Genomic DNA, 26,969 nt, shown 5'->3' with positions numbered 1-26,969 from the left:
GCTCGAGGAGGCGACTGCATTGACGCTGACCGATACCCGAGTCGACGACAGCTACCCGACCCGCATCACGGGTAAGCCCGAACATCTGCCCCGCACCCACCCCACCGTCTGGGGTACCGAAGCCGACGGCCCGATCGACGCGGCGACCCTCGCCAACCACGACGCCCGCGGCTACACCGTCGTCGACCAGCTGTTGTCGCCTGGCGAGGTCCAGACGTACTGGCAGGAACTCGTCCGCCTGTCGTCGGGGGACCATCGCGACGACGAGCGCGTCATCACCGAGGCCAAGACCGGTGAGGTCCGCTCCATCTTCGATGTCCACGAGACCAGCGAGCTGATCGCGGAACTCGTCCGCGACCCCCGTGTGCTCGACCGGGCCCGGCAGATCCTCGGCTCCGAGGTCTACATCCACCAGAGCCGCGTGAACTACATGCCCGGCTTCAAGGGCACCGGGTTCTACTGGCATTCGGACTTCGAGACCTGGCACGCCGAGGACGGCATGCCCGCGCCCCGGGCGGTCAGCTGCTCGATCGCGCTCACCGACAACTACCCGTTCAACGGCGGGCTGATGGTGATGCCGGGATCGCAGCGGACCTTCGTCCAATGCGCCGGGGAAACCCCCGAAGACAACTACAAGAGTTCACTGAAAGAGCAGCGCGTCGGCGTTCCCAGTGAGGATGACATCACCAAACTCGCCGCGGAATACGGAATCGACCAATTCACCGGGCAGGCCGGTTCGGCGCTCTGGTTCGATTCGAATGTGATGCACGGTTCGTCGAACAACATCACGCCGTACCCGCGCTCGAACATCTTCGTCGTTTTCAACAGCGTCGAGAACGCCCTGCGGGAACCGTTCGCCGCGATCGAACCGCGTCCGGCGTTCATCGCGGGCCGCGACTCGACCCCGCTGACGCGCTGACGGAACCGCAGGTAGCGAAGGCCATGACGGGGCGCTTGTAGCTCTTGGTGTGCGCCCTGTTACGTTGTCGCCACGTGAGGGGGCCAGTGGGCTCGCTCACGTAGGTGTTGTCGACGGCCGTACGGGTTCTTCGCTCGGGGTGAGCCCACCCGGACGGACGTGGACGCCGATGTCCGGTGTGGGTCGCGCCCCCAGGCGGCCCAAATCGGACATCCCCCGGCTCCGTGCCCCATCAGATCGGGACTGATGGGCACGGAGCCTTTTTGGTCTCGTGAGTGGTAAAGACGGTTCTAACCGTCTTTACCACTCACGAGATTTCTCTTCGCGAGGTAGGTTGGCTACTCCGGTAAGGGGAGAGATCGGGGGAGGGGGCTTGTCATGGGCGAAAGCGGCTCCCCCGCTCGGTTCCAGCTCCTCGGTCCCGTGCGGCTCCTCGACGGCGAGCGGCCGGTCCCCGTCGGCGGTCCCGGTGTCCGCGGTCTGCTCGCCCTACTGGCGCTGAAGGTCAACAAGGTCGTCGCGCTCGACGAGATCATCGACGCGCTGTGGGGCCACGACCCGCCCGCCACCGCCCGCACGATCGTCCACGGCAACGTCTCCCACCTGCGGCGCGTACTCCGCGACATCCAGGGCGACCATCCGCTCGGTGCCCAGATCCTCACCGCGCCGCCTGGCTACCAGCTCACCGTCGACCCCGGCCGGATCGACGTCCACCGCGCCCGGTCGCTGCTGGAGCGGGCCTCCGCCGAGGATCCGGAGAAGGCGTCCGAACTGCTCGCCGAGGCCCTCGCGCTCTGGCAGGGCCCCGCGCTCGCCGGCGTGCCGGGTTCGGTCCGCGCGCCCGAACTGGAGGATCTGCGCCTCGCCGTCCACGGCGCCCGGGTCGACGCGGATCTCGAACTCGGCAGGCACGCGGAACTGATCGTCGAACTCAGCCCGCTGGTCCGGGCCGGTCCGCTGGCCGAACGCACGGCCGGGCAGCTGATGCGCGCGCTGTACCACGCCGGTCGTCGCGGTGACGCGCTCGAGCTGTACCGCACGGTCTCGCGGGCGACCCTGCGCACTCTCGGCGTCGAGCCCGGCGCGGAGCTGCGCTGGCTGCACGAGCGGGTGCTCAACGACGACCTGCCGGACAAGGTCGTCACGGAGCCGAAACCCGAGCAGTCCGTGACGCCGGTGCAGCAGCTGCCGCCCGCCGTGCCGAACCTCGCCGGACGCGAAGCCGATCTCGACTGGCTCGACGAACTGGCCGACCGCGCCGAAGCCGGCGAGACGGCCGTCGGCGTGGTCAGCGGGACCGCCGGGATCGGCAAGAGCAGCCTGGTGGTGTGGTGGGCGCATCGCGCCGCCCGCCGCTTCCCCGACGGCATCCTCTTCGCCTCACTGCGCGGTTTCGACCCGCACCACCCGCCGCTGGAACCCGCCGAACTGCTCACCCAGTTCCTGCTCGGTCTCGGTGTCCCGGCCGAGGGCATCCCCGACCAGGTCCACGAACGCGTCGCGCTCTACCGCTCGATGATCGCCGGGCGCCGCATGCTGGTGATCATCGACAACGCCCGTACCGCCGAGCAGGTGCGGCCACTGCTGCCGCCGGGTTCGCGGTCGATGGCCCTGGTGACCAGCCGCTCCCGGCTCGACGGGCTCGCCGTGTCCAACGCCGCCAAACTGCGCGTCCTCGGCACGCTCGCGCCCGGTGACGCCGTCCGGCTGATCGAGGAGCTGGCCGGGCCTGCCGGATTCGACCTCAACCACGCGCTCGCCCGGCTCTGCGGCTATCTCCCGCTCGCGCTGCGGATCGCGGGCGCCCGGCTCGCCGCCAGCGCGCAGTGGTCCGCGCAGGATCTGGTCGACGAACTCGGCAACGAACGGACCAGGCTCGCCGCGCTCGACGTCGAGGGCCCGGAAGACGGGATCCGCGCGGCGTTCGACGTGTCGTTCCGCGGGCTGCCCGCCGAAGTCGCGGACACCTTCCTGCGGCTCGGCGTGGTCCAGTGCGTCTCGGCCGGTTCGCATCTCACGGCCGCCATCGGCGGGATCACCGTGGCCGAGGCGCGGCGGCATCTGCGGGTGCTCGCCGCGCACAACCTGCTCGCCGAGACCGGTCGCGACGCCTTCGTCTCGCACGACCTCGTCCGGCTCTATCTCCGCGAGCTGGCGGAGAACGAACTCGACGAGGCCGACCGTGACGACGTGCTGACGCGTTCCGTGCGGTACTACCAGGCCGTCGCCGACCGGGCCCGGCGGAAGATGCTCCGGATCGTCGACCCGCTCGATTTCACCGGCCTGCTCGCCGACGCGCGGATGCCGCCGCTGAACTCCTTCGACGAAGCACAGGACTGGTTCGCCGCGGAATGGGGGAACCTGCTGGAGGTTCTCGAAGCCGCCCGCGCGGCCGGCCGCCATGGCGATGTGTGGCGGCTGGCCAGGGTCGCGCACACCTATCGCGCGGTCTATCCGCTGCTGGACGAGTGGACGCGGCTGGTCGAGATCGGCCTGGAGGCCGCCGAGCGGTCCGGTGACGTCCTCGGCCGCTGCTGGATGCTGATCTCGCGGTGCGCCATCGCGCTCACCTTCGAACTGCCTCAGGGCTGCCTCGCCGACGCCGAACGCGCGCTGGAACTCGCCAGGGCGATCGGTGACAACCGGTTGATGGTCTCGGCGAACATCCACCTCGGCTCCGCGCTGACCCTGCTGGGACGGCACGACGACGCCATCGCGACGTTGCGGCAGGCGGTCGAGGAGACCGACCGGACCGGCGACCTCGAACTGCGCGGGCAGGCGCTCAACAACTGCGCGGAGGCCGAAAAGCGGGCCGGGCGGTTCATCGAGGCGATCGGGCACCAGGTCGCCTCGCTGGAGATCGACCGGACCCTCGGCGATGAAAGTTACGTCGTCGTCTCGCTGAACAACCTGGCCGAACTGAGCATGCGGATCGGCGAACTCGCCGCCGCCGAGCGGTACGTGTGGGAGGCCGTCGATCTGACGATCAGCAGGCGGTTCGTCCTCCAGGAGGGCGTACTGCGGCTGACGCTGGGCAGGGTGCTGCGGGCCGGGTCGGATGTGGACGGTGCCCGCGAGCAGTTCGCGCTCGCGCTGAAAATCCTCTCCGACGCCAATCCCAAGCTAGCCGGGCTGGTCCGGGGAGAACTCACGGACCTCGGCGAAGGTCCGTGAGTGATCCTTAGCGGATTCTTAGTGGCCTCGGCCCTCTCGCGCGTAGGGTCCGGTTCGGCGCCGATCGAGCCCTAGGGGAGGGGCAGCGGTACGGATCGGTGCCCGGGCGGACCCCCGGCGGGGTCCGCCCGAAGAGCCGCCAGGAGCGGCTCGTGGCGGTCCGGCCGGTGGAGGTGGGGGCGATACCGGCCGGCCGCCAGGCGGCTTCCTCCGCGTTTCGTCCTCTGGATGCGGTACTTGCGCGTGCAACTACCGCATCCAGAGGACGAAACGCGAGGGCTGGGCGGGCGTCGGGCCGGGCGGGTGTCAGCCGGTGTTCGCGGTGCAGAGCGCGATCGTCTGGCCCTTGTTCTCCGCGACCTTCCGGCCGTTGACCAGGATCGAGCAGGCGATCTGGTTGCTGACCGACGAGTTCCGGGTGTCCGCGGTGACGGTGAGCAGATAGTCGCCCGAATTGAAGGACGCCGTGCCGCGCCATTCGTCGGTGCTGGCGGGCGTCGTCTCGGTCCGCTGGTCGTTGAGCGAGCCGTACCGGACGGTCGCGCCGCCGGACGCGCTGACGACGAACTCGACCCGGTTCTTGTCGCCGGAGACCGCCGGGATGTGCAGTCCCGACTCGCCGGTAGCGAAGAAGTTGGTGTAGACCAGTAACCCGCCCGCGGCCAGCAGACCGGCGATGGAAAGCGCGAGGCCCGCCACCCCCATTCCCTTCTTGTCCGCTTCACCCTTCTTGATTTTGACCAAACCGATCACGGAAAGGGTTATCCCGATTACGGCGAGCGGCCAGGCGGCGATCCCGGCGAGGGGGACGAAGGCGACACCGAGCGCCGCCAGTCCGACCAGGAAACCGGCGATGACCAGGCCGTTCTTGGGCTTCCGGTGCCGGGTTCCCTGGGTGGCGAACCCCGGGCCGTAGCGGGTGGCCGGCGGGTGCGGGAGTGGTGGATCGGTCGGCATACATGCCCTTTCGGAGGCTTCCGTCCGAAGACGTTAACCCATCGTTCGGGGCAATGGCCGAAATTGTTACCTGCCGGAAAAAGTCATCATTCAACGATGATCATGCGGTTATCGATATTTTCTGACGAGAATTGTGGCATCGCCGAATATCGGAAACCCGATCACTGATCGAACAGGCTGACTTCCGGGGTGATCTCGAGCAGTTCGTGCACCGGGCGGCCGCGGCGGCCGTCGATGGTCGTGGTGCGCACGACGCGCAGTCGCGCGGTCACCGGCCGGTCCAGGTTCTCCTTGATCTCGTCGAGCAGATCCGGCGCGACCGCGCCCTGGATCGTGCCGCCCGATTCGCGTTCGAGATAGAAGATCCGGCGCCGGGTACGGACGCCGTCCAGCCTGCCGCTGACCGTCTCGTAGCCGACGGCCTCCCGCGACTCGCGCAGGCTCCCGGAGAGGATCCTGGCCTGTTCGGTGGTCATGCTGCGGGTCAGTTCGTCGCCCGCGGTCGGGGTCAGCGCCATGCCGATCCCGGCGTGTTTGCTGACCGCGTTGACGATGTCGCTGACCGCGTTGCGGACGGTGTCGCGCTGCAGCAGCACCGCGTCCAGCGCGCCGTCGTCGGAACCGTTGGCGGGCAGGAAGTCGCACAGTTCCTTGACCGCGCGTTCGGACAGCGACTCGATCCCGTCGTGGATGAGCGCGTCGTCGAGCGCCGGTTCGGGGAAGCCGAAGAAGATCGCGTTGCCCGCCTGGCCGCGCTGGATCAGCGGCGCCTTCTCGCGGTCCGCGGGCTGGACGATGGTCACCTCGCCCGACGGGTTACGGATGATGTGCCCGATCTTCGCCGTCGCGTCCTGCAGCGCGCGGCTGATGTCGGAGAAGGTGTACGCGTCGAGATGCGACTCGCCGATCACGGACACGCGGAGCAGCGGGGAACGGGACGTCCGCTCGAACTTCGCGTACGCGGCCATCGCCGACGCGCGGGCGAGGTCGTCGAGCCAGGTGCCGCCGGGGATCTCGTCGGCGATACGCCGGAATTCGTTCCTCACCAGATCACTTCCGGAATACCCCTGCCATCCGCTGCCCATACTTCCTCCCAGATCTCCTCGTCGCCGGGGCGGCAGAGGAAGCCGTCGAGCATGCCGCCGACGGGCTGGACCTGGTCGAGGTACATGGCGGGCTGGCCGACGATGACCCCCTGCAGCGTCAGCAGGCCGTACAGCGCCGAGCGGCCAGCCCCGTCGAGCCGTTTGAGCGCGCCCCATTCGTCCGGGACCAGCACCACGTCGAGACTCCGCGGTGCGTGCGCGGTCCTGGCGGTCAGATCGCCGCCGATCCACGCGCGGCCGGTCGGCATGATCCGCCGGGCGACACCCAGGTAGCTGTTCAGCGCGCTGAACAGGATTTCGCGGTCGTTCTGATGCGGTGCGTCGAACACCAGCCGCTCGTAGACGTCGGCGAGATCGGCGGGATGGCGGCCCGGAGGCAGCAGGTTGTGCGGCGTCCAATAGGGGAGCGCCAAATCGGAGCCTCCTTCGTGTGCCGGGGCTCCCGATCGACGAAACTTACCCGGCTTCACGCTCACAGTGCGTAGCCGAATTTACCAGGCGGGTGTCAGCCGCCCTGCCCCGGCCGGTGCTCCGACGCGCGGCCGCCGGGTGGCCAGTCTTCGTCACTCGGCCAGACCGGCTCGGGTTCGCGGCCGTGGTCGCCGTTCCGGACGGCCGGTTCCGGCTCGTCCGCGTGGTAGACCCGCGCCGGCCGGACCGGTTCCGGGGTCAGCTGACCCTCGCGGTGACCTTCCGGCTCCTGGTCGTACGGCTCGTCGTCGTCGTGGACCCGCGCGGGCGGGAGGAACTGCGTCTGCTCGGCCGCCAGCGGCAAGGGCTCGGGCTCGGGTCGGGGTTCGGCGTAGACCGGGACGGCGCGTTCCGGCTCGCGGACCTCCGGCTCGTGGGCCGCCTGCTCGCGCCGGTCGCCGCGCATCATCAGCCAGGTGACGCCGCAGCCGAGGGCGAAGGAGATGAGCAGCCAGAGCCAGATCTGCCCGAAGAGCCAGAGCATTCAGCCATCACCTCTGTTCGGCCGTGATGTCGACGCGGCGGCCCTCGCCACTCGCGCCGTCGGAGGTCTTGCGTTGGGTGGAGTACGCCTGGTCGCGTTTGACCCCGTTGCGTTCCAGCAGCCGTTCCACCGTTTTCGCGCGGTTCAGCGACAGCTTCTTGTCCGAACCGGACGCCACCTGCCCGGTGATCCGGAACCTCAGGTCGGCGGGCGCGTCCGTGAGCAGCTTCGCGATCTCCAGCGCACCGCGTTCGCCGTCCGCGGTCAGTTCGGTGGTGTCGGGTTCGAAGGTGATCGGCGTGGCCGTCAGCAGACGGTCGATCTCGGCCTGGAAACCGGCCTTGTCGGTCGGCTTGGCCGACGTCGGGCTCGGGCTGGGCGGCGTGCTCGGCGGAGCGGGCGGCGGGTTCGACGGCTCGCCGCTGGTCGTCACCGGACCGGCGGGCGGGGCGGTGTCGCCGGAGATCTCGACCGTGCGGACGCCGTCGATCCGCTGGATGGCGTCGATCGCCTGTGCGGCCTTGTCCGGCGGGAAACCGCTGAGGTTCGCGTCGCGGCCGGAGAAGCTCACCTGGCCGCCGGAGACACCGACGTCGGCGAGGGCGTCCTTCGCGCGCGCTGTCAGCTCGGCCTCGATGTCGTCCGAGGCCGACCAGACGGAAATCGCCGTCAAGGCGAGCGTGACCAGCAGCGCTGTAGGCAGCAAGCGGCTCCAGCGTGTACCGGGCATGAAGGGACTGTAAGCCGCGTCCGGCCGGTTAGCGAACCGAGTGACACCGATCGCCCCTATCGGGCTCAGCGCCAGGAGAGCTGAAGGGCGCTTTCCCCGCATGCGATGCGGGGAAAGCGCCCTTCACTGCGTGAGATGCGGGGAAAGGGCCCTTCAGCTCGCGTGGTGGTGAATCTCCCGCGCCGCGCGCAGCGGGTCGGCCGGGAGGGCGACGGCCGCCGGGTCGATCTGCTCCAGCGGGAGCAGCGGAGCGAGCGCGGGACGCTTCGGGGACAGGCCGTCGCCCATCGACTCGCCCTTGAGCTGACGCCGGATCCACGGCAGCAGATGCGCCTTCGTCCATTCGAGGTCGGAGCGGCGCGAGGTGATCCAGGTACTCGGCTCCTCGGACGCCGGCCACGGCTCGCGCCAGTCGTCGGCGACCGGGACGCCGATGACCTCGGCCGCGCGCAGCGCGATCCGCCGGTGGGCCTCGGGGGTGAAGTGCAGCCTGTCGTCGCTCCAGGCGCGACGGTCGTGCAGCGGGTCCATCGCCCACATGTCGACCATCTTCGCGCCGTGGCGGGCGGCGATCGCCCACAGATGCGCGTTGTAGATGCCGACCTTGCCGCGCAGGACGTGCATCACCGACAGGTACTTGGTGTCCGGCCCGTTGAACATGAGCACCGGGATCCCGGCCTCGCGCAGCTTGGCGACCCCCGCCTCCAGCCGCGCGGCGACGGCGTCCACGTCCGCGCCGGGCACGATGATGTCGTTGCCGCCCGCGCACAGGGTGACCAGGTCGGGTTTCACCTCGAGGGCGATCGGGAGCTGCTCTTCGAGGATCTCGTCGAGCATCTTCCCGCGGAGGGCCAGGTTCGCGTACTGGAAGTCGGGCCTGCCTTCGGCCAGGATCTCCGCGAGCCTGTCCGCCCAGCCACGGAAGGTGCCGTCGGGCAGGTCATCGTTGAGTCCTTCGGTGAAGCTGTCACCGATCGCCACGTAGCTGTCGAATCCGTACACGTTTGGTCCCCTTCCGTCCGTGTGCCCCCGGTTGGTACTTGTACACCACAACTAACAGCTGAGAGCGCCCCTGCAATCCCATCTGACCGAAACCCATGGTTCAGCCCGTTGACACAGTCTCTTATTTTGTCGGACGTCCATGCATCTCCATTACTGGGATGTACACTCCTGGGCTGCCGAGATTCACCTCAAGTGGGCGTAAAACGGACAGGTAATGTGGCGAACATCTCCCCACCTGGGTGTTCGGCCTCCGCGATCCGGCAGGCTGTAAGGGTGACCTCACGACCCCCGCGCGAGTCGCTCGCCCAGATCCTCGGCGGGCGGCGTGGCGCCCTCGACGCGAGCATCCCGCCGGCGGCCTTCGTCGTCGGCTGGCTGATCGCCGGCCAGTCGATCGCCTGGGGCGCCGGGGCGGCCATCGGCGTCGCCGTCCTGCTCGGTGCCTACCGGGTCGTGCGTGGTGACAAGGCGCGCGCGGTCGTGGTGAGTCTCGCCGCGGTGATCGCCGCCGCGCTGATCGCCCTGCACACCGGCCGCGCCGAAGATTTCTTCCTCATCCAGCTGCTGTCCAATGTGGCCAGCGCGCTGCTGTGGGCGGCCAGCATCGTGATCCGGTGGCCGCTGCTCGGTGTCGTGGTCGGGCTCGTCATCGGGCAGAAGACCCGCTGGCGCCGTGATCCCGCGCTGCTGCGCGCGTATTCGCGGGCGAGCTGGGTGTGGGTCTTCCTGCAGTACGCGCTGCGAGTGACCGTGTACGGCTCGTTGTGGTGGAGCGGGCAGGTGGTCGCGCTCGGCATCGCGCGGACGGTGCTGTCCTGGCCGCTGGTCGCGGTGACGGTCGCGGTGAGCGGCTGGGTGCTGTACCGCACGCTGCCGCCGGAACATCCCGGTCTGCGGGTCGTGGAAGACGAGGCCGTGGAAAGCGGCGGCGACGCGGACGCGGCGGGCAAGAACCCCTCCGGATCCGGGGCGGACGGCCTGCCCAGGACATAAGGCGGCCCCCGGCGAGGGGGGAGGGTCCGGGGGCCGGGTCCTACGGTACCCGGAGTACGGGCCCGGAGTCGATGTTTTGGTCTTTTAGGCCTCGCTTTTGGTGTTTTTCACGGGCGGACCGGCCGCGCGGCCCCTTCCCCGAACGCGTCGACGGCGGCGAGCCACGCGGCCCCGAGTACGCCATCGGTGCTGGTCAGCACTTCGATCCCGGTCAGCCCGGCACGGACTTTCGCCCCCACGGGCCCCGCCGCGGACAGCACACTCCCCACGAGGACGACCGGCGTGTTCTCGCCCGGGTCACGCGCCGCCATGACGTTGGTCACCAGAAGCCGGGCCGCCTCGGTGGTGATCCGGCCCGCCGCCGCGTCGCCCTCGCGGTCGGCCTCGCTGACGAACGGGGCGAACCTGGCGAGCCGGATGGGCGCCTCGGAGTTGGCGCTCGTGATGAGCGCGCGCCGCACCGCCGTCCTGGCTCCGGGATCGTCGGCGTCCACTGCGGACGGTCCGAGCGCCTCGGCCAGCACGGCGTTCGCGAGCGGGCCGAGCCGCTCGCCCCGGCCCAGAGCATCCAAAGTGGAGCGAACGGCTTCACGGCCGAGCCAGAAGGCCGAACCTTCGTCACCGAGCAACCAGCCGTAGCCGCCGACGGTGGAGACCATTCGCCTGCCCCGGATCCGCCCGGCGATCGATCCGGTGCCCGCCACGAGTACCGAGCCGTCCGGCGCGGACGTGGCCGACGCGTAGGCGACCTCGGCGTCGGGGACCGTCCGCACTGGACCGATTCCCAGTTCCCGCCAAGTGGCCGCGAAGACCTCCGCGATCGACGGATCGCTCAGCTTGCTGACCCCGGCCATGCCGACGACACACGCCGCCGTCGCGGCCGGGTCCAGTCCGCCGAGCGCGCCGGTGATCGCGGTCGCGATCCGGGCCGCGGCCTCCCGCGGCGGATGGGAGTTGGGATTCGCCCCGCCCGCCCCTCCGGTACCGAGGACGGCGCCGGAGGCGTCGACGGCGATCGCTCGCGTCGACGTGCCTCCGGCGTCCACTCCGATGGCATGCGTCACCGGGTCTTGGTCACCTTCAGCAGCCCGCGGGGGCTGTCGGGGTCACCGCCGCGGGCCAGCGAAAGGCCGAGCGCGATCCGCTGGATGGGCAGGATCTCCAGGATCGGGGCGACCTCTTCGGCCGAAGGGGCGACACCGATCCGCAGCGCCGCGGGGACGTCGGCCGAAGCGGACCCGACCGCGAGCACGTCCGCGCCGCGTTTGCCGACGGCTTCGAGGACCTCCTGCATCGCGCCCACACCGTGCCCCTGGCTCGTCACCGCGAGCACCGCGGTCTCGCCGTCGACCGCGGCGACCGGGCCGTGCAACAGATCCGCGCCGCTGTACGCGCGTGCCGCGAGATAGCTGGTTTCCGCCAGCTTCAAGGAACCTTCCAGCGCCGTGGCGTAGGAGTAGCCGCGGCCGGTGGTGAGCACCCGATCGACGAAGCGGTAGCGGTCCACCGCGCGCTGCACGCCTTCCTCGGCGCCGTCGAGCGTCTGCTGCGCGAGTTCGCCCAGTTTCTCCGCGTCCTCGCCCTTGCCGCCGCGGACCGCGTCGATCAGCAGGTAAAGGGAAAGCAAGGTGGCCGAGTACGTCTTCGTGGCGGCCACCGCTTTTTCCAGTCCCGCGCCGATGTCGACACCGAGTTCGGCGGCGGCGCGGAGCGGGGATTCCGGGGTGTTGGTGACCGAGACGGTGAGCGCTCCCTGGCGACGCGCGGTTTCGGTGACCTCGATGAGATCCGGGGATCCCCCGCTTTGGCTTACTGTGATGAAGAGAACGTCCCGCAGATCGGGACGGGCGCCGTACAGAGTCGCGGTCGAGGGCGAGACGAGACCGCAGGGGAGACCGAGGAGTACTTCGATCAGGTACTTCGCATACAGGGCGGCGTGGTCACTGGAGCCGCGCGCGGCGAGCAGTGCGAACCTGGGCGGGCGCTTGGAGATGGCTTCGGCCACCTCGGCGATTTCGGCCTGTCGCTCCACGATTCCTGCCAGAATGGCGGGTTGCTGGGAGATCTCCGCGGCCATGTGCTCGCCGGGGCGCTGTTCGGTCATCTCGTTCCCTTCGACCGGGACGTGTTTCGTCCCCCGAGTAGGTCTAGACCAATGCTAGCCCGAATGGACGTTTGTGGTGAAGGGTACGTTTCTCAGCGGGGCAGGTGCGCGTTTGAGTGGGAAGGCTTAGGGAGTCGGTCATGCTGGAGACAACCACCGCGGGTGAGGCGGGCACTACGGCAGGGATGCGCGGGCAGCGCGAACCCAAGTACTGGGCGCTGAAACAGCACCTGCTCGATCTGCTCGACGCGTTGCCGCCGGGTTCCCCGATTCCGACGGAACGGGCACTGGCGGGGGAGTTCACCGTTTCCCGCACCACGGTCCGGCAGGCGCTCGCCGACCTGACCGCCGAGGGCAGGCTCCACCGCGTGCAGGGCAAGGGCACCTTCGCGGCCGAGCCGAAACTCGCACAGCGCCTGCAGTTGTCGTCCTACACCGAGGACATGCGCAAGCAGGGCCTCAAGCCGTCGTCGAAGCTGCTGGAGATCGACGAACTGCCGGTCGAAGCCGATCTGGCGAAACTGCTCGGAATCCGCGTCGGCGCGAAGATCCTTCGCCTTCGCCGTCTCCGACTGGCGGATTCGCAGCCGATGGCACTGGAGACCACGCATCTCCCGCTCGGCCGGTTCCGCGGTTTGCGCAAACACGTTTCCGCAGGTGGCTCGCTGTACGCCGTGCTGAGGGAGCACTACGGCGTGGAGCTGGAAAGGGCCGAGGAAACGATCGAGACAGCGCTTGCCGGACCGCACGAGGCGGAGATGCTCGGCGCCGACGTCGGGATGCCGATGTTGCTCCTTTCGAGGCATTCCTACGCCACCGACGGAAAACCGGTCGAGTTCGCGCGGGCGATCTACCGCGGTGATCGTTACAAGTTCGTCACGACGCTGCTTCCTTGAGGCGCGCTGACGGAAACATTTCGCAGGGCGCTGTACCGAAGTGAACTCGCGGTGATCTTGTAGGGCGCCCTACAAAATGTTTCCGTGGCCTTCGGCCGAAAGAGGGCGCGCCTGTGCGGACTCCCCGCCGGCGCTGGCGCGCCTCCGGGGAGTCGGGTCCGCCGGTCACCGGCCTCGGTCACTTCGTGGGTGTGTGTTCGGTCGTGAATTCTCTGACGTGTCAGGTAAATCGGGGTTCTGGTGGCTTTGGGTGGGGTGGCGTGATTCAGTCGTCGTATGAGTGATGGGGTGGCGGGGATTCGGTGGGGGACGCCGGTGGCGCGGGGGGTGCTCGCCACGACCATCGTGGGCTCGGGCATGGCGATGCTCGACGGGACGATCATCAACGTCGCGTTGCCGAGAATCGGCGAAGAACTCAAAGCGTCCGTCGCGGGCCTTCAGTGGATCCTCGACGGCTACCTGCTCGCGCTCGCCGCGCTGATCCTCGTCGCCGGTTCGCTCGGCGACCGCTACGGGCGCCGCCGGATGTTCATCGTCGGCGTCGTCTGGTTCGGGATCGCGTCCGGACTGTGCGCCGCCGCGACGACCACCGAGATGCTCGTCGCGACGCGGATCCTCCAGGGGATCGGGGGAGCTTTGCTCACGCCCGGCTCGCTCGCGATCCTCCAAGCCTCCTTCGCCCACGACGACCGCGCTCGCGCCATCGGGGCGTGGTCCGGGCTCGGCGGGATCGCGGCGGCGGTCGGCCCGCTGCTCGGCGGCGTGCTGGTGCAGGTCTGGTCGTGGCGGCTGGCGTTCCTGATCAACCTGCCGCTGGCCGCCGTCTGCGTCCTGCTCGCCCGGCGCTACGTGCCCGAGTCCCGCGACGAGGAGGCGACCGGGCATCCGGACTTCACCGCGGCCGCCGTCGGCGCGATCGGACTGGCCGGGCTGACCGGCGCGCTGGTCGAAGCACCCGGACGCGGCCTCGGCGACGTCGTCGTCCTGGTCGCCATCGTGCTCGGCGTCGCGGGGCTGACGGCGTTCCTGGTGATCCAGCACCGGTCGGCCGACCCGCTGGTACCGCCGAAGCTGTTCCGCGACCGGACGTTCAGCCTCGCCAACGCCCTGACCTTCGTCGTCTACGCGGCCCTCGGCGGCGTGATGATGTTGATGGTCATGCAGCTGCAGGTGTCTCTGGGCTATTCACCGACCGCGGCCGGGCTCGCCGGGCTGCCGATCACCGTCATCATGCTGCTGTTCTCCGGCCGGTCGGGCGCGCTGGCGCAGCGGATCGGACCGCGCGCGCAACTGGTGATCGGCCCGATCCTGGTCGGTGTCGGCATGCTCATGCTGATGCGCGTCGGACCGGGGTCGACGTATCTGGGCTCGGTCCTGCCCGCCGTCGTCGTGTTCGGCGCGGGGCTGGCGACGGTCGTCGCGCCGGTGACCGCGACGGTGCTGGCCGCCGCGCCGGACCGGTACGCGGGCGTGGCCTCGGGGGTCAACAACGCCATCGCGCGGTCCGGCGGCCTGCTCGCGATCGCCGTGCTCCCCGCCGTCGCCGGGCTGTCCGGCGCCGCCTACACCGATCCGGTGGCGCTGACCGCGGGCTGGCGGACGGCGTTGCTGGTGTGCGCGGCGCTGGCGATCGGGGGCGGGCTGATCGCGCTCGGCATCCACAACGGCGTCCTCGGGGCGCCTTCGGACGAAGCGGCCGACGACGAGTCCCCGCATCCCGGCGAGTGCCTCCACTGCGGTGTCGACTCGCCGCCGACGCACGTCCGGCCCGCCGGCCACGCACCCTAGCCGCGGCCTCGTGAGTGGTAATGACGGTTAGAACCGTCATTACCACTCACGAGAGGATCTCGGCCAGCGTCGCCGGGTCCAGGTTGCCGCCCGAAACGACCGAAACGGTCTTGCCCTCGGGCAGCGCGTCGCGGTGGAACAGGTAGGCGGCGGTCGCGGTGGCGCCGCTCGGCTCGGCGACCAGGCGGGCGCGGTGCGCCAGCGTCCGGACGGTCTGCCGGATCTCCTCCTCCGAAACGGTGACGACGTCGTCGAGCACCGCCTGGAGGTGGGTGAAGGTCAGCTCCGACGGCTGGGCGCGCAGGCCGTCGGCGATGGTCCTCGCCCGCAGGTCCATCGGCCATTCGATCCGCCTGCCCGCGCGCAGGCCCTCGGCGGTGTCGGCGGCGAGTTCCGGTTCGACGCCGATGACCTTCGTCCCGGGCAGCAGTGCCTTGATCGCCGTGCCGACGCCCGAGGCCAGCCCGCCGCCGCTGAGCGGGACGAGCACGACGTCGGCGTCCGGCAGGTCCTCGGCGATTTCCAGGCCGACGGTGCCCTGCCCGGCGATGACGTCACGGTGGTCGAACGGCGGGATCATGGTGAGTCCCCGTTCTTCGGCGACGGCGAGCGCGGAGGACTCCTGCGCGTCGATCGGGACCTCGATGACTTCGGCGCCGAGCGCCTTGGTGGCTTCGATCTTGGCGCGGGGCGCGACGTCCGGAATGAGGATCACCGCGTGGATTCCGAACCGCTTCGCCGAGTAGGCGACCGCTTGCGCGTGGTTGCCACTGGAAAACGCGACGACGCCGCGAGCGCGCTGATCCTCGTTCAGCGCGGCGATCGCATTGTACGCGCCGCGAACCTTGAAAGCGCCGATCTCCTGCAGGCTTTCCGGTTTGAGCCACAGTGGCGCCCACGGCTGCGCCAGCAACGGTGTGCGCACCGCGACGCCCTTGATCCGGCTCGCCGCGTCGCGGATTTCCTCGATTGAGACCAGTTCCATTGCCTGATTATGTCAAGGAATTGTGAACTGTAGATAGTCCTTTTTGGACAGACGGCGTGGCGCTCCTCACGTGCGGACAACGAAGGGAGCATCCCATGCGCCTTATTCGTTAGGACCGGGTGAAGGCCGACTAGTTGCAGAACGGGATCATGACCAAGGAGACCTCCGAGAAGGACACCGAAAAGACCGAAAAGCAGGGGCGGATCGTCCAGGTGCTGGCGGCCGCGATGGCCGCGATCACCGCCGCGCTGCTGGGTTCCACACTCGGCGTCGCGGGAACGGTGGCCGGCGCGGGACTGGCGAGTGTCATCACGACGCTCGGCGGCGAGTTGTACCTGCGTTCACTGCAGCGGACGCGTGACGCCGCGCTGAAGGCGCGGATGGTGCTGACCGTGCCGGGACGGCGCCGGGTGCTCGACCCCGGAGAACAGGAGACCGTCCGGCTGACGCCGTCCGAGGACGAGGAAGAGTCGTCCGGGCGGAAGTTCAAACCGCGCTGGGCGGTGATCGCCGGGGTCAGCGTCGTCGCGTTCGTGGTGGCGCTCGTCGCGATCACCGGTTTCGAGGGCGCGACGGGGAAGAGCTTCGGGGGCGGCACCGGGACGACCATAGGGAAGATCATCGGCGGCGACCAAGCCCAGGAGCAGCCGCGGGAGAAGCACGACACTCCGCCGGCGACGTCGCCTTCGGAGACCCGGGACAACCAGTCCGAGACGCCTCCGACGACCACGCCGACCACCCCGGCGACGCCCACGACACCGCCGTCGACCACTCCGTCGACGCCGCCCTCGACGACGCCGTCGACCACTCAGGCGCCGCCGACGTCCGCTGCGCCCCCTTCGGCCCCCGCCTCGCGCGTCCCGGCCCCCTGACGCGTCGCGTTTAGCCCGCTAAACGCGCTAGGCCCGCGCCACCCGCGTCGCGTTTAGCCCGCTAAACGCGACGCGGGCGGGTCAGGGGAGGGCGGAGCGAAGGGTGCGAGCGGCCGCTTCGGGGTCTTCGGCCTCGGTGATCGCCCGGACGACGACGATGCGCGAAGCCCCCACGTCCAGCACCTCGGGCAGGCGTTCGGCGTCGATCCCGCCGATCGCGAACCACGGCCGCGCCGTCCCCATGGCCGCCGTCTCGCGCACCAGGTCCAGCCCGGGAGCGGCCCGGCCCGGCTTCGTCGGCGTCGGCCAGCACGGGCCGGTGCAGAAGTAGTCCACGCCCGGCTCCTCGGCCGCGGCCTTGGCCTGCTCGGGCGAATGGGTGGAGCGGCCGATCACGACGTCGTCGCCGAGCACGCGGCGCGCCAGCGACACCGGGATGTCGTCCTGGCCCAGGTGCAGCACGTGCGCGCCGACGGCGAGCGCGACGTCCGCACGGTCGTTCACCGCGAGCAGCTTGCCGTGCTTCTCGCACGCTTCCGCGAGCACCTCCAGCGCCGCGATCTCCTGTTTCGCCTCGATCGGGACGCCACCGGTCTTGTCCCTCAGCTGGATGATGTCGACGCCACCGGCCAGCGCCGCGTCGGCGAATTCGGCCAGATCGCCCCGGCCGGACCGGGCGTCGGTGCAGAGATACAGGCGGGCATCCGCGAGACGGGCGCGGATCTGCGACAGGGTGGGCATGGCGGCGACGGTACCCGCGCGCTACGGTGGGGTGGTCCGCACGGGAGCCCGAGGACGGGCTGAGAGGGAGCCGAAACCGCTCCGACCGTGGAACCTGATCCGGGTCATGCCGGCGCAGGGAGCGTGATTCACATGGCAGGACTTTCGGTTGTCGGCGGCGGGGTCATCGGCCTGTCGGTCGCTTGGCGCGCCGCCGCGCGCGGTCACCGCGTCACCGTGCACGACCCCGATCCGGGGCGCGGCGCGTCGTGGCTCGCGGGCGGCATGCTGGCCCCGGTCACCGAGGCATGGCCCGGCGAGGAGGACGTCCTCACCCTCGGCGAGGCGTCGCTGCGGCGGTGGCCGGATTTCGCCCGTGACCTGGCCGGAGAGGGCATCGATCCGGGGCTTTCGCCGCACGGCACGTTGGTCGTCGCACTGGACAGCGCTGACGCGGGCAATCTCGAAATGCTCGCCGCGTACCTCACCGAACTCGGCCGCGAGGTCGGGCGGCTGACCGGCCGCGAGGCCCGCCGGGTCGAGCCGGGACTCGCCGCGTCCGTCCGAAGTGGACTGCTGGTACCCGGAGATCTGGCCGTGGACAACCGAAAGCTGCTGCGCGCGCTCGAACACGCGTGCGGCAGGCACGGTGTCGAGTTCCGCCGAGAGACGGTGACGGATCTCGAAGCCCTCGAAGGCGACGTCGTCCTCGCCGCCGGCGCCTGGACCGGCCGCCTCCATCCCGCGCTGGCCGACGCCGTCCGCCCGCTGAAGGGCGAGATCCTCCGCCTGCGACCGCGCCGCGGCTGCCTGCCGCCCCCGGTCAGGACCGTCCGCGCGATGGTCGAGGGCCGCCCGATCTACCTCGTCCCGCGTGACGACGGTGGCCTCGTGCTCGGCGCGACCCAGTACGAGGCCGGGTTCGACGAGACCGTCACCGCCCGCGGAGTCCGTGAGCTGCTCGAAGGCGCGGAGCGCGTCTTCCCGGGCATCGCCGAGTACGAACTCGTCGAGACCGCCGCCGGGCTCCGCGCGGCGAGTGTCGACACGATGCCTTTCATCGGTGAGCTAGGCGAAGGCGTCTTCGCCGCGACGGGGCACCATCGCAACGGCCTCCTGATGGCCCCGGTCACCGCGGACGCCGCGGTCGCCTGGCTGGACGGACGACCGTTGCCGGACGAGGTCGCGGCGGCCACGCCGTCGCGGCGAAGCGAGGAGCGGGTGTGATGGAGATCCAGGTCAACGGCCAGTGGCGCGAGTTCCCCGACGGGACCACCGTCGAGGGCGTGCTCGAGGCGCTGGGGACCGCGACCCAGGGAGTCGCCGTCGCCGTGGACGGCGTGGTCGTCCGGCGCGGCGAATGGCCGGAAGCGGTGGTGCGCAAGGGCGCCAGCGTCGACATCCTCACCGCTGTGCAAGGAGGCTGACATGGACGGAGACCACCTCGTCATCGGCGAGCACAAGCTCTCGTCGCGGCTGATCATCGGCACCGGCGGCGCGGCGAACCTCGCCGTGGTGGAACGCGCGCTGGTGGCGTCCGGTACGGAACTGACCACCGTGGCGATGCGCAAGGCCGACGCCGAAGGCGGCTCCGGCGTGCTCGAACTGCTCCGGCGGCTCGGCATCCGGCTGCTGCCCAACACCGCCGGCTGCCGGACGGCCGCCGAAGCCGTCCTCACTGCCCAGCTGGCGCGCGAGGCGCTCGACACCGACCTCATCAAGCTGGAGGTCCACGCCGACGACCGCACGCTGCTGCCGGACCCGTTCGAGACCCTCGAAGCGGCGGAACGGCTCGTGGCCGACGGCTTCACCGTGCTCGCCTACACCAACGACGACCCGGTGCTGGCGCTGCGGCTTGAGGAGGCGGGCTGCGCGGCCGTGATGCCGCTCGGTGCCCCGATCGGCACCGGCCTCGGCATCCGGAACCCGCACAACATCGAGCTGATCGTGTCGCGCGCGGGAGTCCCGGTGATCCTCGACGCCGGGATCGGCACGGCGTCCGACGCGACACTGGCGATGGAGCTCGGCTGCGACGCCGTCCTGCTCTCCACCGCCGTGACCAGGGCCGCGGATCCGGAACGGATGGCTTCGGCGATGCGCGCCGCCGTCACCGCCGGGCGGCTGGCCGCCGGTGCGGGCCGGATCCCGCGGCGGTTCTGGGCGCACGCCTCGAGCCCACCTCGATAACCCTTTTGTACGGTTCACGGCCTTGACGGCGAGCAGGCGCGGGAAGCCCGTATGGTTGACGGCACTTTCCGGAGGCGCACTCGCCGCCGTGTACCCAGAGGAGCCAGTGGTGACCACGTCAGCGGTCCAGGACGTTTCGGGCAGGTTGTTCCTGGCGGTGGGCCGGTTGTCCCGGTCACTGCGCCAGGCGGGAGTGCCCGGACCCGGCCACGGCGCGATCTCGGCGCTCGCCACGCTGGTGAACTACGGCCAGCTCCGCCTGGGGGATCTCGCGGCGAAGGAAGGCGTCGCCGCGGCCACCATGTCGCGGATCGTCGCTTCGCTGGTCGAAGCGGGCTACGTCAGCCGTGAGTCGGACCCGATCGACAGGCGTGCCTGGCTCGCGGAGGCCACCGAAGAGGGCGAGAGGCTGGTTTCCGGCGTCCGCTCGACGCGCGTGAACGAACTGGGCAAACGCCTGGAGCGGCTGACCCCGGAACATCAGGCGGCGTTGGCGGCGGCTCTTCCGGCGCTTGAAGCGCTCATCGCCGACGAAGACCGTTAGGCGTTCTGGCGTAGCTCGGCGACTTCGGTGCGAAGAGCCCGAAGCTCGTCGAGGATCTCCTTGTTCGCCAGGGCCTGAGTCTCAGCCTGCTTCGCCTCCTCCTCGCGGATGTCCTGGCGAAGTTCGTCTTCCATCCCGCTGACCACGACGGCGATGAAGAGGTTCAGCACCGCGAAGCTGGACACGAGGATGTAGACCACGAAGAACACCCAGGCCATGGGCGCTTCCTTCATGATCTCCTTGGCGATGTCCGGCCATGCCTCGCCGGTCATCACCTGGAACAGCGTGAACAGCGACGTGCCGAGGTCGCCGAAGTTCTCCGGTGAGATCGCGCCGAACAGCTTCGTCGCCATCACGCCCGCGACGAAGATGATCAAGGCGAGGAGCGCGGCGATCGAAGCCATGCCGGGGATCGACGCGAGCAGGCCGGTGACGACCTTCCGCATCGACGGCACGACCGAGATCAGCCGCAGCACCCGCAGGACCCGCAACGCCCGCAGCACCGCGAACGGGCCGGTCGTGGGGACCACCGCGATGCCGACGACGAGCAAGTCGAAGATGTTCCACGGGTCGCGGAAGAACTTCCCGCGGTAGGCGTAGAACTTCGCGCTCAGTTCCAGGACGAAGATCCCGAGCGCGATGTAGTCGACCGTATGCAGGAGCCGCCCGTACTCGGCCACCATCCTGGGCGAGGTCTCCAGGCCGAGGGTGACGGCGTTGAAGACGATCACCGCGATGATGAAGTTCTGGAAGCGGCGGTCTTCGACGACCTTGGCCACCGTTTCACGTCCCGTCACGGCGCAGATCGTAACCGGACGTGTGCTCAGTGCTCCGGCGCAAGCCGCCAGAACGCCGAAACCGGACCGACCTTCGCACCCATGGGGTAGGCGTTTTCGACCGCGTGTGAGACGAACCACTTGCCGTAGCGAGCGGCCTCCACGACGGACATCCCCTTCGCGAGACCGGCGGTCAGCGCCGAGGCCATGGTGTCCCCGGCGCCGTGCGTGTGCTGGGTGGCGAACCGCTCGCCGGGCAGTTCGACGAACGTGGAGCCGTCGAAGAGGACGTCGACGCATTCCGGGTCGGCGACCAGGTGGCCGCTCTTCACGAGCACGTACTGCGGGCCGAGCCGGTGCAGGACGACGGCCGCCTGGTGCATCTGCTCGCGGGTGGTCACGGTCATCCCGGTCAGCAGGCGGACCTCGTCGAGGTTCGGCGTGAGGACGGTCGCGCGCGGCAGGAGTTCGTCCCGCAGCGCCACCAGCCCGGCGTCGTCGAACAGCGGATGCCCGTGCATCGACGCCGCGACCGGGTCGACCACGAACGGCACCTTCCGGTCGCGGCCGATCTCGGCCTTGTCGCACGCGGCGGCGACGGCGTGGATGATCTCGGCCGAGGCGAGCATCCCGGTCTTGGCCGCGTTGACGCCCATGTCGGCCGCGACGGCCTCGATCTGCCCGGCGACGATATGCGGCGGGATATCCGTGCGGTCGTGGACGCCCAGGGTGTTCTGGACGGTCACCGCGGTGACCGCGACCAGGCCGTGCACGCCGCAGGTGAGGAAGGTGCGCAGGTCGGCCTGCAGGCCGGCGGCGCCACCGGAGTCGGAGCCTGCGATGGTCAGCGCCGACGGTGGGCTCGACGGACCCGGGTTTTCGGTCATGGGGTCATTTTCACATTGGGTCTCGTGAGTGGTAATGACGGTTCTAACCGTCATTACCACTCACGAGGCCACCTGGACCCGTGCGGCCACCGCTACTACGGGTGAGCCGTCACGCATCCCTCGGTCAGGACACCGCCATTGGACTTGACGAACCGCGCGCACCACAGGTCACCGGTGTACGTCACCGTTCCCGGCTGGGTTCGGTAAACGGAGTCGTTGAACCTGTGATGGACGTTCTCCGTCGAGCCCCAGCCACGCGGCCCCCAGAGCTGCCAGTAGCCGTAAGTGGTGATGCCAATGCGGTCGACATCCTAAAGGGACACGAGGCACGCAGGTGCGCGAGTCAGGCGTCGCCGAGCCGCCAGAACGGCGAAACCGGCCCCACCCCGGCGCCCAGCGGGTACGACTCCGCCACGCACCGCTCGATGAACCGTTTCCCCTCGGCGACGGCGGTCGGCACATCCGCCCCCTTCGCCAGCGAAGAAGTGATCGCCGACGCCATGGTGTCCCCGCCGCCGTGCGTGTTGCGGGTATCGAACCGCGGCCCGCTCAGCTCGACCCAGGATTCGCCGTCGGAAAGGAGGTCCACGCAGTCCTGCGCCTCGTCGAGATGCCCGCCCTTGACCAGCACCCACTCGGAACCGAACTCCAGCAACGCTTCCGCCGCCTCCCGCTGGCTCGACGGCCCGGTCACGCGCACCCCGGTCAGCAGTCGTACCTCGTCGAGGTTCGGCGTGATCAGCGTGGCACGCGGGAAAAGCTCGGTGCGGATCGCCTCCAGCGCCTCCTCGCGCAGCAACGCGTGCCCGGTCATCGACGCGGCCACCGGGTCGACGACGAACGGCGTCGCGGTGTTCCGTCCGATGTGGACCTCGTCGAGCGTCTTCGCGACGGCGTTGATGATCTCGGCTGTCGCGAGCATCCCGGTCTTCGCCGCGTCGACGCCCATGTCCGTGGCGACGGCCTTGATCTGGCCGGTGACGACGTCGACCGGGACCTCGCTGAAACCCTGTACGCCCAGCGAGTTCTGCACGGTGACCGCGGTGAGCGCGACCAGTCCGTGCACGCCGTTGGCGAAGAACGTGCGCAGATCGGCCTGGATGCCCGCACCACCGCCGGAATCCGATCCGGCGATGGTGAGGGCGGTCCGGGGAGAGGACGTCACTGATTGACCACCGGCAGGTAGACCTTGTTGCCCTGCTCGGCGAACTCGGCCGACTTCTCCGACATACCGGCTTCGATCGCCTCCACAGTGGACAGTCCGTGTTCCTCGGCGTACTTGCGGACGTCCTGGGTGATGCGCATCGAGCAGAACTTCGGCCCGCACATCGAGCAGAAGTGCGCCGTCTTCGCCGGTTCCGCGGGCAGTGTCTCGTCGTGGAACGAGCGCGCGGTGTCCGGGTCCAGCGACAGGTTGAACTGGTCGTTCCAGCGGAATTCGAAGCGGGCCTTGGAAAGTTCGTCGTCCCACTCCTGGGCGTACTGGTGCCCCTTGGCCAGGTCGGCGGCGTGCGCGGCGATCTTGTAGGTGATGACGCCGGTCTTGACGTCGTCACGGTTCGGCAGGCCGAGGTGCTCCTTCGGCGTGACGTAGCAGAGCATCGCCGTGCCGTACCAGCCGATCTGCGCCGCGCCGATGGCCGAGGTGATGTGGTCGTACGCCGGCGCGATGTCGGTGGTGAGCGGGCCGAGGGTGTAGAACGGCGCCTCGCCGGTCAGCTTCTCCTCGAGTTCGACGTTCTCCTTGATCTTGTGCATCGGCACGTGGCCGGGGCCCTCGATCATCACCTGGACGTCGTGCTCGCGGGCGATGTGTGTGAGCTCGCCCAGCGTCTCCAGCTCGGCGAACTGCGCGCGGTCGTTCGCGTCGGCGATCGAGCCGGGGCGCAGGCCGTCACCGAGGGAGAAGGTGACGTCGTATTCGCGCAGGATCTCGCACAGTTCGGCGAAGTTGGTGTACAGGAAGGATTCCTTGTGATGCGCGAGGCACCACGCCGCCATGATCGAGCCGCCGCGCGAGACGATGCCGGTGACCCGGCGCGCGGTCAGCGGGATGTAGCGCAGCAGGACACCCGCGTGCACGGTGACGTAGTCGACACCCTGCTCACACTGCTCGATGATGGTGTCGCGGTAGACCTCCCACGACAGCTTTTCCGGTTCGCCGTCGACCTTTTCCAGCGCCTGGTAGATCGGCACGGTGCCGACCGGGACCGGCGAGTTGCGGATGATCCACTCGCGGGTCTCGTGGATCCGCTTGCCGGTGGAGAGGTCCATGATCGTGTCGGCGCCCCAGCGGGTGGCCCACACCATCTTGTCGACCTCTTCCTCCACAGAGGACCAGACGGCCGAGTTCCCCATGTTGGCGTTGATCTTCACCAGGAAGTTCTTGCCGATGATCATCGGCTCGCTCTCCGGGTGCCTGCGGTTGGCCGGGATCACCGCGCGGCCGCGGGCGACCTCGTCCCGCACGAATTCCGGCGAGCAGCGCTCGCGTGCCGCGATGTACTCCATCTCGCGGGTGATGACGCCCTGTTTCGCCCAGCCGAGCTGGGTGTTGTGCTCGCGTCCGTCGGACCAGCCCGCCCGCAGCCGGTGCAGTCCACTGTGGACGTCGATCTCCGCGTCCGTGTCGGTGTACGGACCCGAGGTGTCGTAAACATCGAAATGTTCGCCGTTCGAGAGGTCGATCCGCCTGGCGGGGACCCGGAGACCGGACTCCGTCTGGTGGTAGACCTTGCGGGAACCGGTGATCGGCCCGGTGGTCACGGTCGGCGTGATGTTCCGGGCATTCTCAAGCGTCGTCAACGACGTTCACTCCCTACGCCGGCATTACCCGGTCAGGTTCATGCGGTCGGCGGCGCCGGGTCTTCCAGAAAAAAGACTCCAGCCGCCCTCTCAGCCCGCCATGGCGCGAGCTCCCGCGGTTGTTTGGTTGTGCCCCGACCATGCCACGCCGGGCCTCGGACAATCAACCCTCCCCGGCGACGGTCACTGGAGAAGCCGCATGTAGAGGACTGGTTGCGGTACATGCGCATGCATCTACCGCAACCAGTCCTCTGCATGCGTGATCGACAAGTCGACAGCGTTATCGGTTCACCGGTTTGGAGCATGTGCTCGCACGGGATTCACGACAGAATCCCGGAGGTTCTGCACCGTTACAGAAGTCTGGGGTTGATATGCGAAAACTCATGCTCCCGGCGCTGGCAGGCGTGCTGATCGCCGGGCTGGTCCCGGCGGTGGCGGCGGCACAGGGCGGTGAGGCGCCCGGCGCGCCCGGTGCCCATCCGAGCTGGCTCCCGGCGAACAAGACCGGCTTCGGCACCGCCCGCGATCGGGCGAGCAACGTCTGGTTCACCCTGCAGGGTGGCCGGATGTCGGAGGTCTACTACCCGGACCTGTCCACGCCGAGCGTCCGCGCGCTCGACCTCGTCGTCACCGACGGGAAGAGCTTCGCCACCGTCGATTCGTCGGCCAAGGCGCAGCAGGTGCGGCGTACCGGCGCCGACGGCCTGACGTATGAGCAGACCATCACCGACGACCAGCGCCGCTGGAAGCTCCGCAAGACCTACGTCACCGACCCGGCGCGCGCGAGCGTGCTGATCGACGTCGACTTCGTCTCGCTGACCGGCCGTCCGTACCAGGTGTACGCGGTCGCGGACCCCGATCTCACCAACGAGGGATCCGACGACTCCGCGCGTACCGACGGGGTGAACGCGGTCGCGTCCGACGCGAAGACGGCGGCCGCGCTGACCGCGGAACCGGCGTTCTCACGCGCTTCCGTGGGCTACGCGGGTTCCTCCGACGGCATCACCCAGCTGACGAAGTCCTTCACGCTCAAGGATTACGCCGCCGCGGCCAAGGGCAACGTGCTGCTCACCGGGCAGACGTCCGCCGACGGTGTCCGTTCGCGGCGTTTCACCCTTTCGCTCGGTATGGGCGCGAAGGGCGAAGACGCTCTCGGTACCGCGAAAGCCTCACAGCGGCGCGGATTCGCCGATGCCGCCCGTGCGTACGACGCCGGCTGGAAGCAGTACCTCCGCCGGGTGAAGGACGTGCCGTCGTCGCTGAAGACGAAACAGGAACGCGATCTCTACAAGGCGTCCGTGCTCATGCTCGCGGCGAGCGAGGACAAGCTCCACCAGGGGGCGTTCATCGCGTCGCCGAGCATGCCGTGGCGGTTCGGCAACAATGACCCGGAGTGGTCGCCGTCGGGCACGTATCACCTGGTCTGGCCGCGCGACCTCTACCAGATCGCGACCGGCCTGCTCGCCGCCGGCGACCGGGACGCCGCGAACCGCTCGGTCGACTACCTGTTCGGCACGCAGCAGCTGCCGGACGGCCATCTGCCGCAGAACAGCCACGTCGACGGTACGCCGTACTGGACGTCCATCCAGCTCGACGAGACCGCGCTGCCGATCGTGCTCGCCCAGCAACTCGGCCGCACCGACGCGAAGACGTGGCGAGGTGTGCGCAAGGCGGCGGAATTCCTGTTGTCCTACAAGGCGGACAACGGGCACGCGTCGCCGTACAGCCAGCAGGAGCGCTGGGAAGAGCAGGACGGTTACTCGCCTTCGACGATCGCCGCGGTGATCGCCGGACTGGTCTGCGCGGCCGACCTCGCCAAGGCCAACGGCGCCGCCGCCGACGCGAAGCGCTACCTCGACACCGCCGACGCGTTCAAGGCGAAGCTCGCCCGGTGGACGGTGACCACGAACGGTCCGCTGTCGAAGGATCCGTACTTCGTCCGGCTGACCAAGGACGGCAACGCGGACAACGGCACGAAGTACAACCTGGGCAATTCCAGTGTGACCATGGACCAGCGTGCCGTGACCGACGCCGGTTTCCTCGAACTGGTGAGGCTGGGCATCTACCGGGCCGACGACCCGGTGATCCGGAACAGCATCAAGGTCACCGACGCCGACATCGCGTACACCACGCCGACGGGTCAGTTCTGGCACCGCTACACGAAGGACGGCTACGGCGAGAAGGCCGACGGTTCGCCGTGGGACTACACGTTCCCGGCCGAAAGCCGAACCACGTTCGGGCGACTGTGGCCGTTGCTCGCGGGTGAACGCGGCGAATACGACCTCGCGGCGGGTGATCGGGGTACGGCTGCGAAGCGCCTTCGCGACCTCGGTCGTGTCAGCAGTTCGGGGGACACCATGCCGGAACAGGTGTGGGACGAGAACGCGCCTTCGGGGCAGACGGGCTTCCCCGCCGGTACTCCGACGGCTTCCGCGACGCCGCTGGCCTGGACGCACGCCCAGTACCTCCGGCTCGCATGGGCGGTGCAGGCCGGGAAGGTGATCGAGCAGCCGCGCGTCGTGCGCTGCCACTTCCTGGGCTGCTGACCCCCGCCGGTCTCACCCGGGGC

Annotated in this window: 25 protein-coding genes and 1 riboswitch; of the genes, 11 read left to right on the top strand and 14 right to left on the bottom strand. The window is 69.4% G+C overall.

Translation table 11 applies throughout. From position 1 onward, the window contains the following. Positions 1–19 precede the first annotated feature (19 nt). Together thpD and L324_RS33430 are read left to right on the top strand one after the other, a co-directional pair. Positions 20–919 carry an ectoine hydroxylase gene (thpD, locus tag L324_RS33435; protein WP_037318138.1) on the top strand — a complete coding sequence of 300 codons (900 nt, stop codon included), beginning with the start codon at positions 20–22 and terminating at the stop codon, positions 917–919. Between the two features lie 378 nt (positions 920–1,297). After that, positions 1,298–4,093, top strand: coding sequence for an AfsR/SARP family transcriptional regulator (locus L324_RS33430; RefSeq protein WP_037318136.1), 2,796 nt, complete (start codon positions 1,298–1,300; stop codon positions 4,091–4,093). Positions 4,094–4,399: 306 nt separating this feature from the next. Here L324_RS33430 and L324_RS33425 read toward each other — a convergent pair whose 3' ends face one another. The 6 genes from L324_RS33425 to L324_RS33400 form a co-directional block, all read right to left on the bottom strand. Continuing rightward, positions 4,400–5,050, bottom strand: coding sequence for a hypothetical protein (locus L324_RS33425; RefSeq protein WP_037318134.1), 651 nt, complete (start codon positions 5,048–5,050; stop codon positions 4,400–4,402). A 161-nt stretch (positions 5,051–5,211) separates the two neighbouring features. Next, positions 5,212–6,096, bottom strand: a complete 885-nt coding sequence (locus L324_RS33420; protein WP_037318132.1) for a hypothetical protein — start codon at positions 6,094–6,096, stop codon at positions 5,212–5,214. Then, positions 6,093–6,569, bottom strand: a complete 477-nt coding sequence (locus tag L324_RS33415) for a DUF6932 family protein (protein ID WP_037318130.1) — start codon at positions 6,567–6,569, stop codon at positions 6,093–6,095. The genes L324_RS33420 and L324_RS33415 overlap by 4 nt, the downstream gene beginning before the upstream one ends. Positions 6,570–6,661: 92 nt before the next feature. After that, positions 6,662–7,111, bottom strand: a complete 450-nt coding sequence (locus tag L324_RS33410; protein WP_037318128.1) for a hypothetical protein — start codon at positions 7,109–7,111, stop codon at positions 6,662–6,664. 7 nt (positions 7,112–7,118) lie between these two features. After that, positions 7,119–7,841 (bottom strand): OmpA family protein, encoded by a 723-nt coding sequence (locus tag L324_RS33405; protein ID WP_235783718.1) that lies wholly within the window; start codon positions 7,839–7,841, stop codon positions 7,119–7,121. 153 nt (positions 7,842–7,994) lie between these two features. Next, entirely contained in the window at positions 7,995–8,843 is an 849-nt protein-coding gene (locus tag L324_RS33400) for an SGNH/GDSL hydrolase family protein (RefSeq protein WP_037318124.1), read from the bottom strand. Positions 8,844–9,116: 273 nt separating this feature from the next. On the opposite strand from L324_RS33400, the gene L324_RS33395 reads away from it, so the two are divergent. Next, entirely contained in the window at positions 9,117–9,836 is a 720-nt protein-coding gene (locus tag L324_RS33395) for a DUF3159 domain-containing protein (RefSeq protein ID WP_081736547.1), read from the top strand. Positions 9,837–9,943: 107 nt separating this feature from the next. On the opposite strand, the gene L324_RS33390 is transcribed toward L324_RS33395, so the two are convergent. Next, complete coding sequence (locus L324_RS33390) at positions 9,944–10,900, bottom strand: N-acetylglucosamine kinase (RefSeq protein ID WP_037318122.1); 957 nt, start codon at positions 10,898–10,900, stop codon at positions 9,944–9,946. Next, entirely contained in the window at positions 10,897–11,940 is a 1,044-nt protein-coding gene (locus L324_RS33385; protein WP_037318120.1) for an SIS domain-containing protein, read from the bottom strand. The genes L324_RS33390 and L324_RS33385 overlap by 4 nt, the downstream gene beginning before the upstream one ends. A 140-nt stretch (positions 11,941–12,080) precedes the next feature. On the opposite strand from L324_RS33385, the gene L324_RS33380 reads away from it, so the two are divergent. Continuing rightward, the gene (locus tag L324_RS33380; protein WP_037318118.1) at positions 12,081–12,836 is read left to right on the top strand and encodes a GntR family transcriptional regulator; all 756 of its coding nucleotides are present in this window, start codon (positions 12,081–12,083) and stop codon (positions 12,834–12,836) included. Between the two features lie 276 nt (positions 12,837–13,112). Continuing rightward, on the top strand, positions 13,113–14,624 hold the full coding sequence (locus L324_RS33375) for an MFS transporter (RefSeq protein ID WP_037318116.1): 1,512 nt from the start codon (positions 13,113–13,115) through the stop codon (positions 14,622–14,624). 46 nt (positions 14,625–14,670) lie between these two features. Here the strand turns inward: L324_RS33375 and L324_RS33370 are convergent, their stop codons facing one another. Then, positions 14,671–15,609 (bottom strand): threonine ammonia-lyase, encoded by a 939-nt coding sequence (locus tag L324_RS33370; protein WP_037318114.1) that lies wholly within the window; start codon positions 15,607–15,609, stop codon positions 14,671–14,673. 149 nt (positions 15,610–15,758) lie between these two features. On the opposite strand from L324_RS33370, the gene L324_RS33365 reads away from it, so the two are divergent. After that, positions 15,759–16,481 (top strand): hypothetical protein, encoded by a 723-nt coding sequence (locus L324_RS33365; RefSeq protein WP_037318872.1) that lies wholly within the window; start codon positions 15,759–15,761, stop codon positions 16,479–16,481. Positions 16,482–16,562: 81 nt separating this feature from the next. Here L324_RS33365 and thiE read toward each other — a convergent pair whose 3' ends face one another. Beyond that, positions 16,563–17,222 (bottom strand): thiamine phosphate synthase, encoded by a 660-nt coding sequence (gene thiE / locus L324_RS33360; RefSeq protein WP_037318113.1) that lies wholly within the window; start codon positions 17,220–17,222, stop codon positions 16,563–16,565. A gap of 30 nt (positions 17,223–17,252) precedes the next feature. Continuing rightward, positions 17,253–17,360, top strand: a riboswitch (TPP riboswitch). On the opposite strand from thiE, the gene thiO reads away from it, so the two are divergent. From thiO to L324_RS33340, 4 genes are all read left to right on the top strand, one after another. Beyond that, positions 17,355–18,428, top strand: coding sequence for a glycine oxidase ThiO (gene thiO, locus L324_RS33355; protein WP_037318112.1), 1,074 nt, complete (start codon positions 17,355–17,357; stop codon positions 18,426–18,428). Its footprint overlaps the riboswitch before it by 6 nt. Then, on the top strand, positions 18,428–18,628 hold the full coding sequence (thiS, locus tag L324_RS33350) for a sulfur carrier protein ThiS (protein WP_007033436.1): 201 nt from the start codon (positions 18,428–18,430) through the stop codon (positions 18,626–18,628). Before thiO ends, thiS begins: the two co-directional genes overlap by 1 nt. 1 nt (position 18,629) lies before the next feature. Then, positions 18,630–19,388, top strand: a complete 759-nt coding sequence (locus L324_RS33345) for a thiazole synthase (protein ID WP_037318111.1) — start codon at positions 18,630–18,632, stop codon at positions 19,386–19,388. 109 nt (positions 19,389–19,497) lie between these two features. After that, a complete protein-coding gene (locus tag L324_RS33340; RefSeq protein WP_037318110.1) occupies positions 19,498–19,932 on the top strand; it encodes a MarR family winged helix-turn-helix transcriptional regulator in 435 nt (144 codons plus the stop codon). Here L324_RS33340 and L324_RS33335 read toward each other — a convergent pair. The 4 genes from L324_RS33335 to thiC form a co-directional block, all read right to left on the bottom strand. Beyond that, a complete protein-coding gene (locus L324_RS33335; RefSeq protein WP_037318109.1) occupies positions 19,929–20,729 on the bottom strand; it encodes an ion transporter in 801 nt (266 codons plus the stop codon). The genes L324_RS33340 and L324_RS33335 overlap by 4 nt on opposite strands. 26 nt (positions 20,730–20,755) lie before the next feature. After that, positions 20,756–21,595 carry a bifunctional hydroxymethylpyrimidine kinase/phosphomethylpyrimidine kinase gene (gene thiD / locus L324_RS33330; protein ID WP_037318108.1) on the bottom strand — a complete coding sequence of 280 codons (840 nt, stop codon included), beginning with the start codon at positions 21,593–21,595 and terminating at the stop codon, positions 20,756–20,758. A 343-nt stretch (positions 21,596–21,938) separates the two neighbouring features. Beyond that, a complete protein-coding gene (thiD, locus tag L324_RS33325) occupies positions 21,939–22,760 on the bottom strand; it encodes a bifunctional hydroxymethylpyrimidine kinase/phosphomethylpyrimidine kinase (RefSeq protein ID WP_037318107.1) in 822 nt (273 codons plus the stop codon). Then, positions 22,757–24,400, bottom strand: a complete 1,644-nt coding sequence (thiC, locus tag L324_RS33320) for a phosphomethylpyrimidine synthase ThiC (RefSeq protein WP_051174231.1) — start codon at positions 24,398–24,400, stop codon at positions 22,757–22,759. Before thiC ends, thiD (L324_RS33325) begins: the two co-directional genes overlap by 4 nt. A gap of 371 nt (positions 24,401–24,771) precedes the next feature. On the opposite strand from thiC, the gene L324_RS33315 reads away from it, so the two are divergent. Next, complete coding sequence (locus L324_RS33315) at positions 24,772–26,946, top strand: glycoside hydrolase family 15 protein (protein ID WP_037318106.1); 2,175 nt, start codon at positions 24,772–24,774, stop codon at positions 26,944–26,946. Positions 26,947–26,969: the final 23 nt, after the last annotated feature.

Origin of the sequence: Amycolatopsis orientalis DSM 40040 = KCTC 9412, assembly GCF_000478275.1 — a bacterium.
Taxonomy (GTDB): domain Bacteria; phylum Actinomycetota; class Actinomycetes; order Mycobacteriales; family Pseudonocardiaceae; genus Amycolatopsis; species Amycolatopsis orientalis.
The sequence above is the reverse complement of the archived record's forward strand: the minus strand, read 5'-3'. Positions and strand labels throughout refer to the sequence as shown.

What these genes read in the sequence shown, in the direction of transcription:
- L324_RS33430 (WP_037318136.1), top strand. Translation starts at nt 1,298, where the DNA reads ATGGGCGAAAGCGGCTCCCCCGCTCGGTTCCAGCTCCTCGGTCCCGTG.
- L324_RS33425 (WP_037318134.1), bottom strand. Translation starts at nt 5,050, where the DNA reads ATGCCGACCGATCCACCACTCCCGCACCCGCCGGCCACCCGCTACGGC.
- L324_RS33410 (WP_037318128.1), bottom strand. Translation starts at nt 7,111, where the DNA reads ATGCTCTGGCTCTTCGGGCAGATCTGGCTCTGGCTGCTCATCTCCTTC.
- L324_RS33405 (WP_235783718.1), bottom strand. Translation starts at nt 7,841, where the DNA reads ATGCCCGGTACACGCTGGAGCCGCTTGCTGCCTACAGCGCTGCTGGTC.
- L324_RS33385 (WP_037318120.1), bottom strand. Translation starts at nt 11,940, where the DNA reads ATGACCGAACAGCGCCCCGGCGAGCACATGGCCGCGGAGATCTCCCAG.
- L324_RS33380 (WP_037318118.1), top strand. Translation starts at nt 12,081, where the DNA reads ATGCTGGAGACAACCACCGCGGGTGAGGCGGGCACTACGGCAGGGATG.
- L324_RS33375 (WP_037318116.1), top strand. Translation starts at nt 13,113, where the DNA reads ATGAGTGATGGGGTGGCGGGGATTCGGTGGGGGACGCCGGTGGCGCGG.
- L324_RS33370 (WP_037318114.1), bottom strand. Translation starts at nt 15,609, where the DNA reads ATGGAACTGGTCTCAATCGAGGAAATCCGCGACGCGGCGAGCCGGATC.
- L324_RS33365 (WP_037318872.1), top strand. Translation starts at nt 15,759, where the DNA reads ATGACCAAGGAGACCTCCGAGAAGGACACCGAAAAGACCGAAAAGCAG.
- thiE (WP_037318113.1), bottom strand. Translation starts at nt 17,222, where the DNA reads ATGCCCACCCTGTCGCAGATCCGCGCCCGTCTCGCGGATGCCCGCCTG.
- thiO (WP_037318112.1), top strand. Translation starts at nt 17,355, where the DNA reads ATGGCAGGACTTTCGGTTGTCGGCGGCGGGGTCATCGGCCTGTCGGTC.
- thiS (WP_007033436.1), top strand. Translation starts at nt 18,428, where the DNA reads ATGGAGATCCAGGTCAACGGCCAGTGGCGCGAGTTCCCCGACGGGACC.
- L324_RS33345 (WP_037318111.1), top strand. Translation starts at nt 18,630, where the DNA reads ATGGACGGAGACCACCTCGTCATCGGCGAGCACAAGCTCTCGTCGCGG.
- thiD (WP_037318108.1), bottom strand. Translation starts at nt 21,595, where the DNA reads ATGACCGAAAACCCGGGTCCGTCGAGCCCACCGTCGGCGCTGACCATC.
- L324_RS33315 (WP_037318106.1), top strand. Translation starts at nt 24,772, where the DNA reads ATGCGAAAACTCATGCTCCCGGCGCTGGCAGGCGTGCTGATCGCCGGG.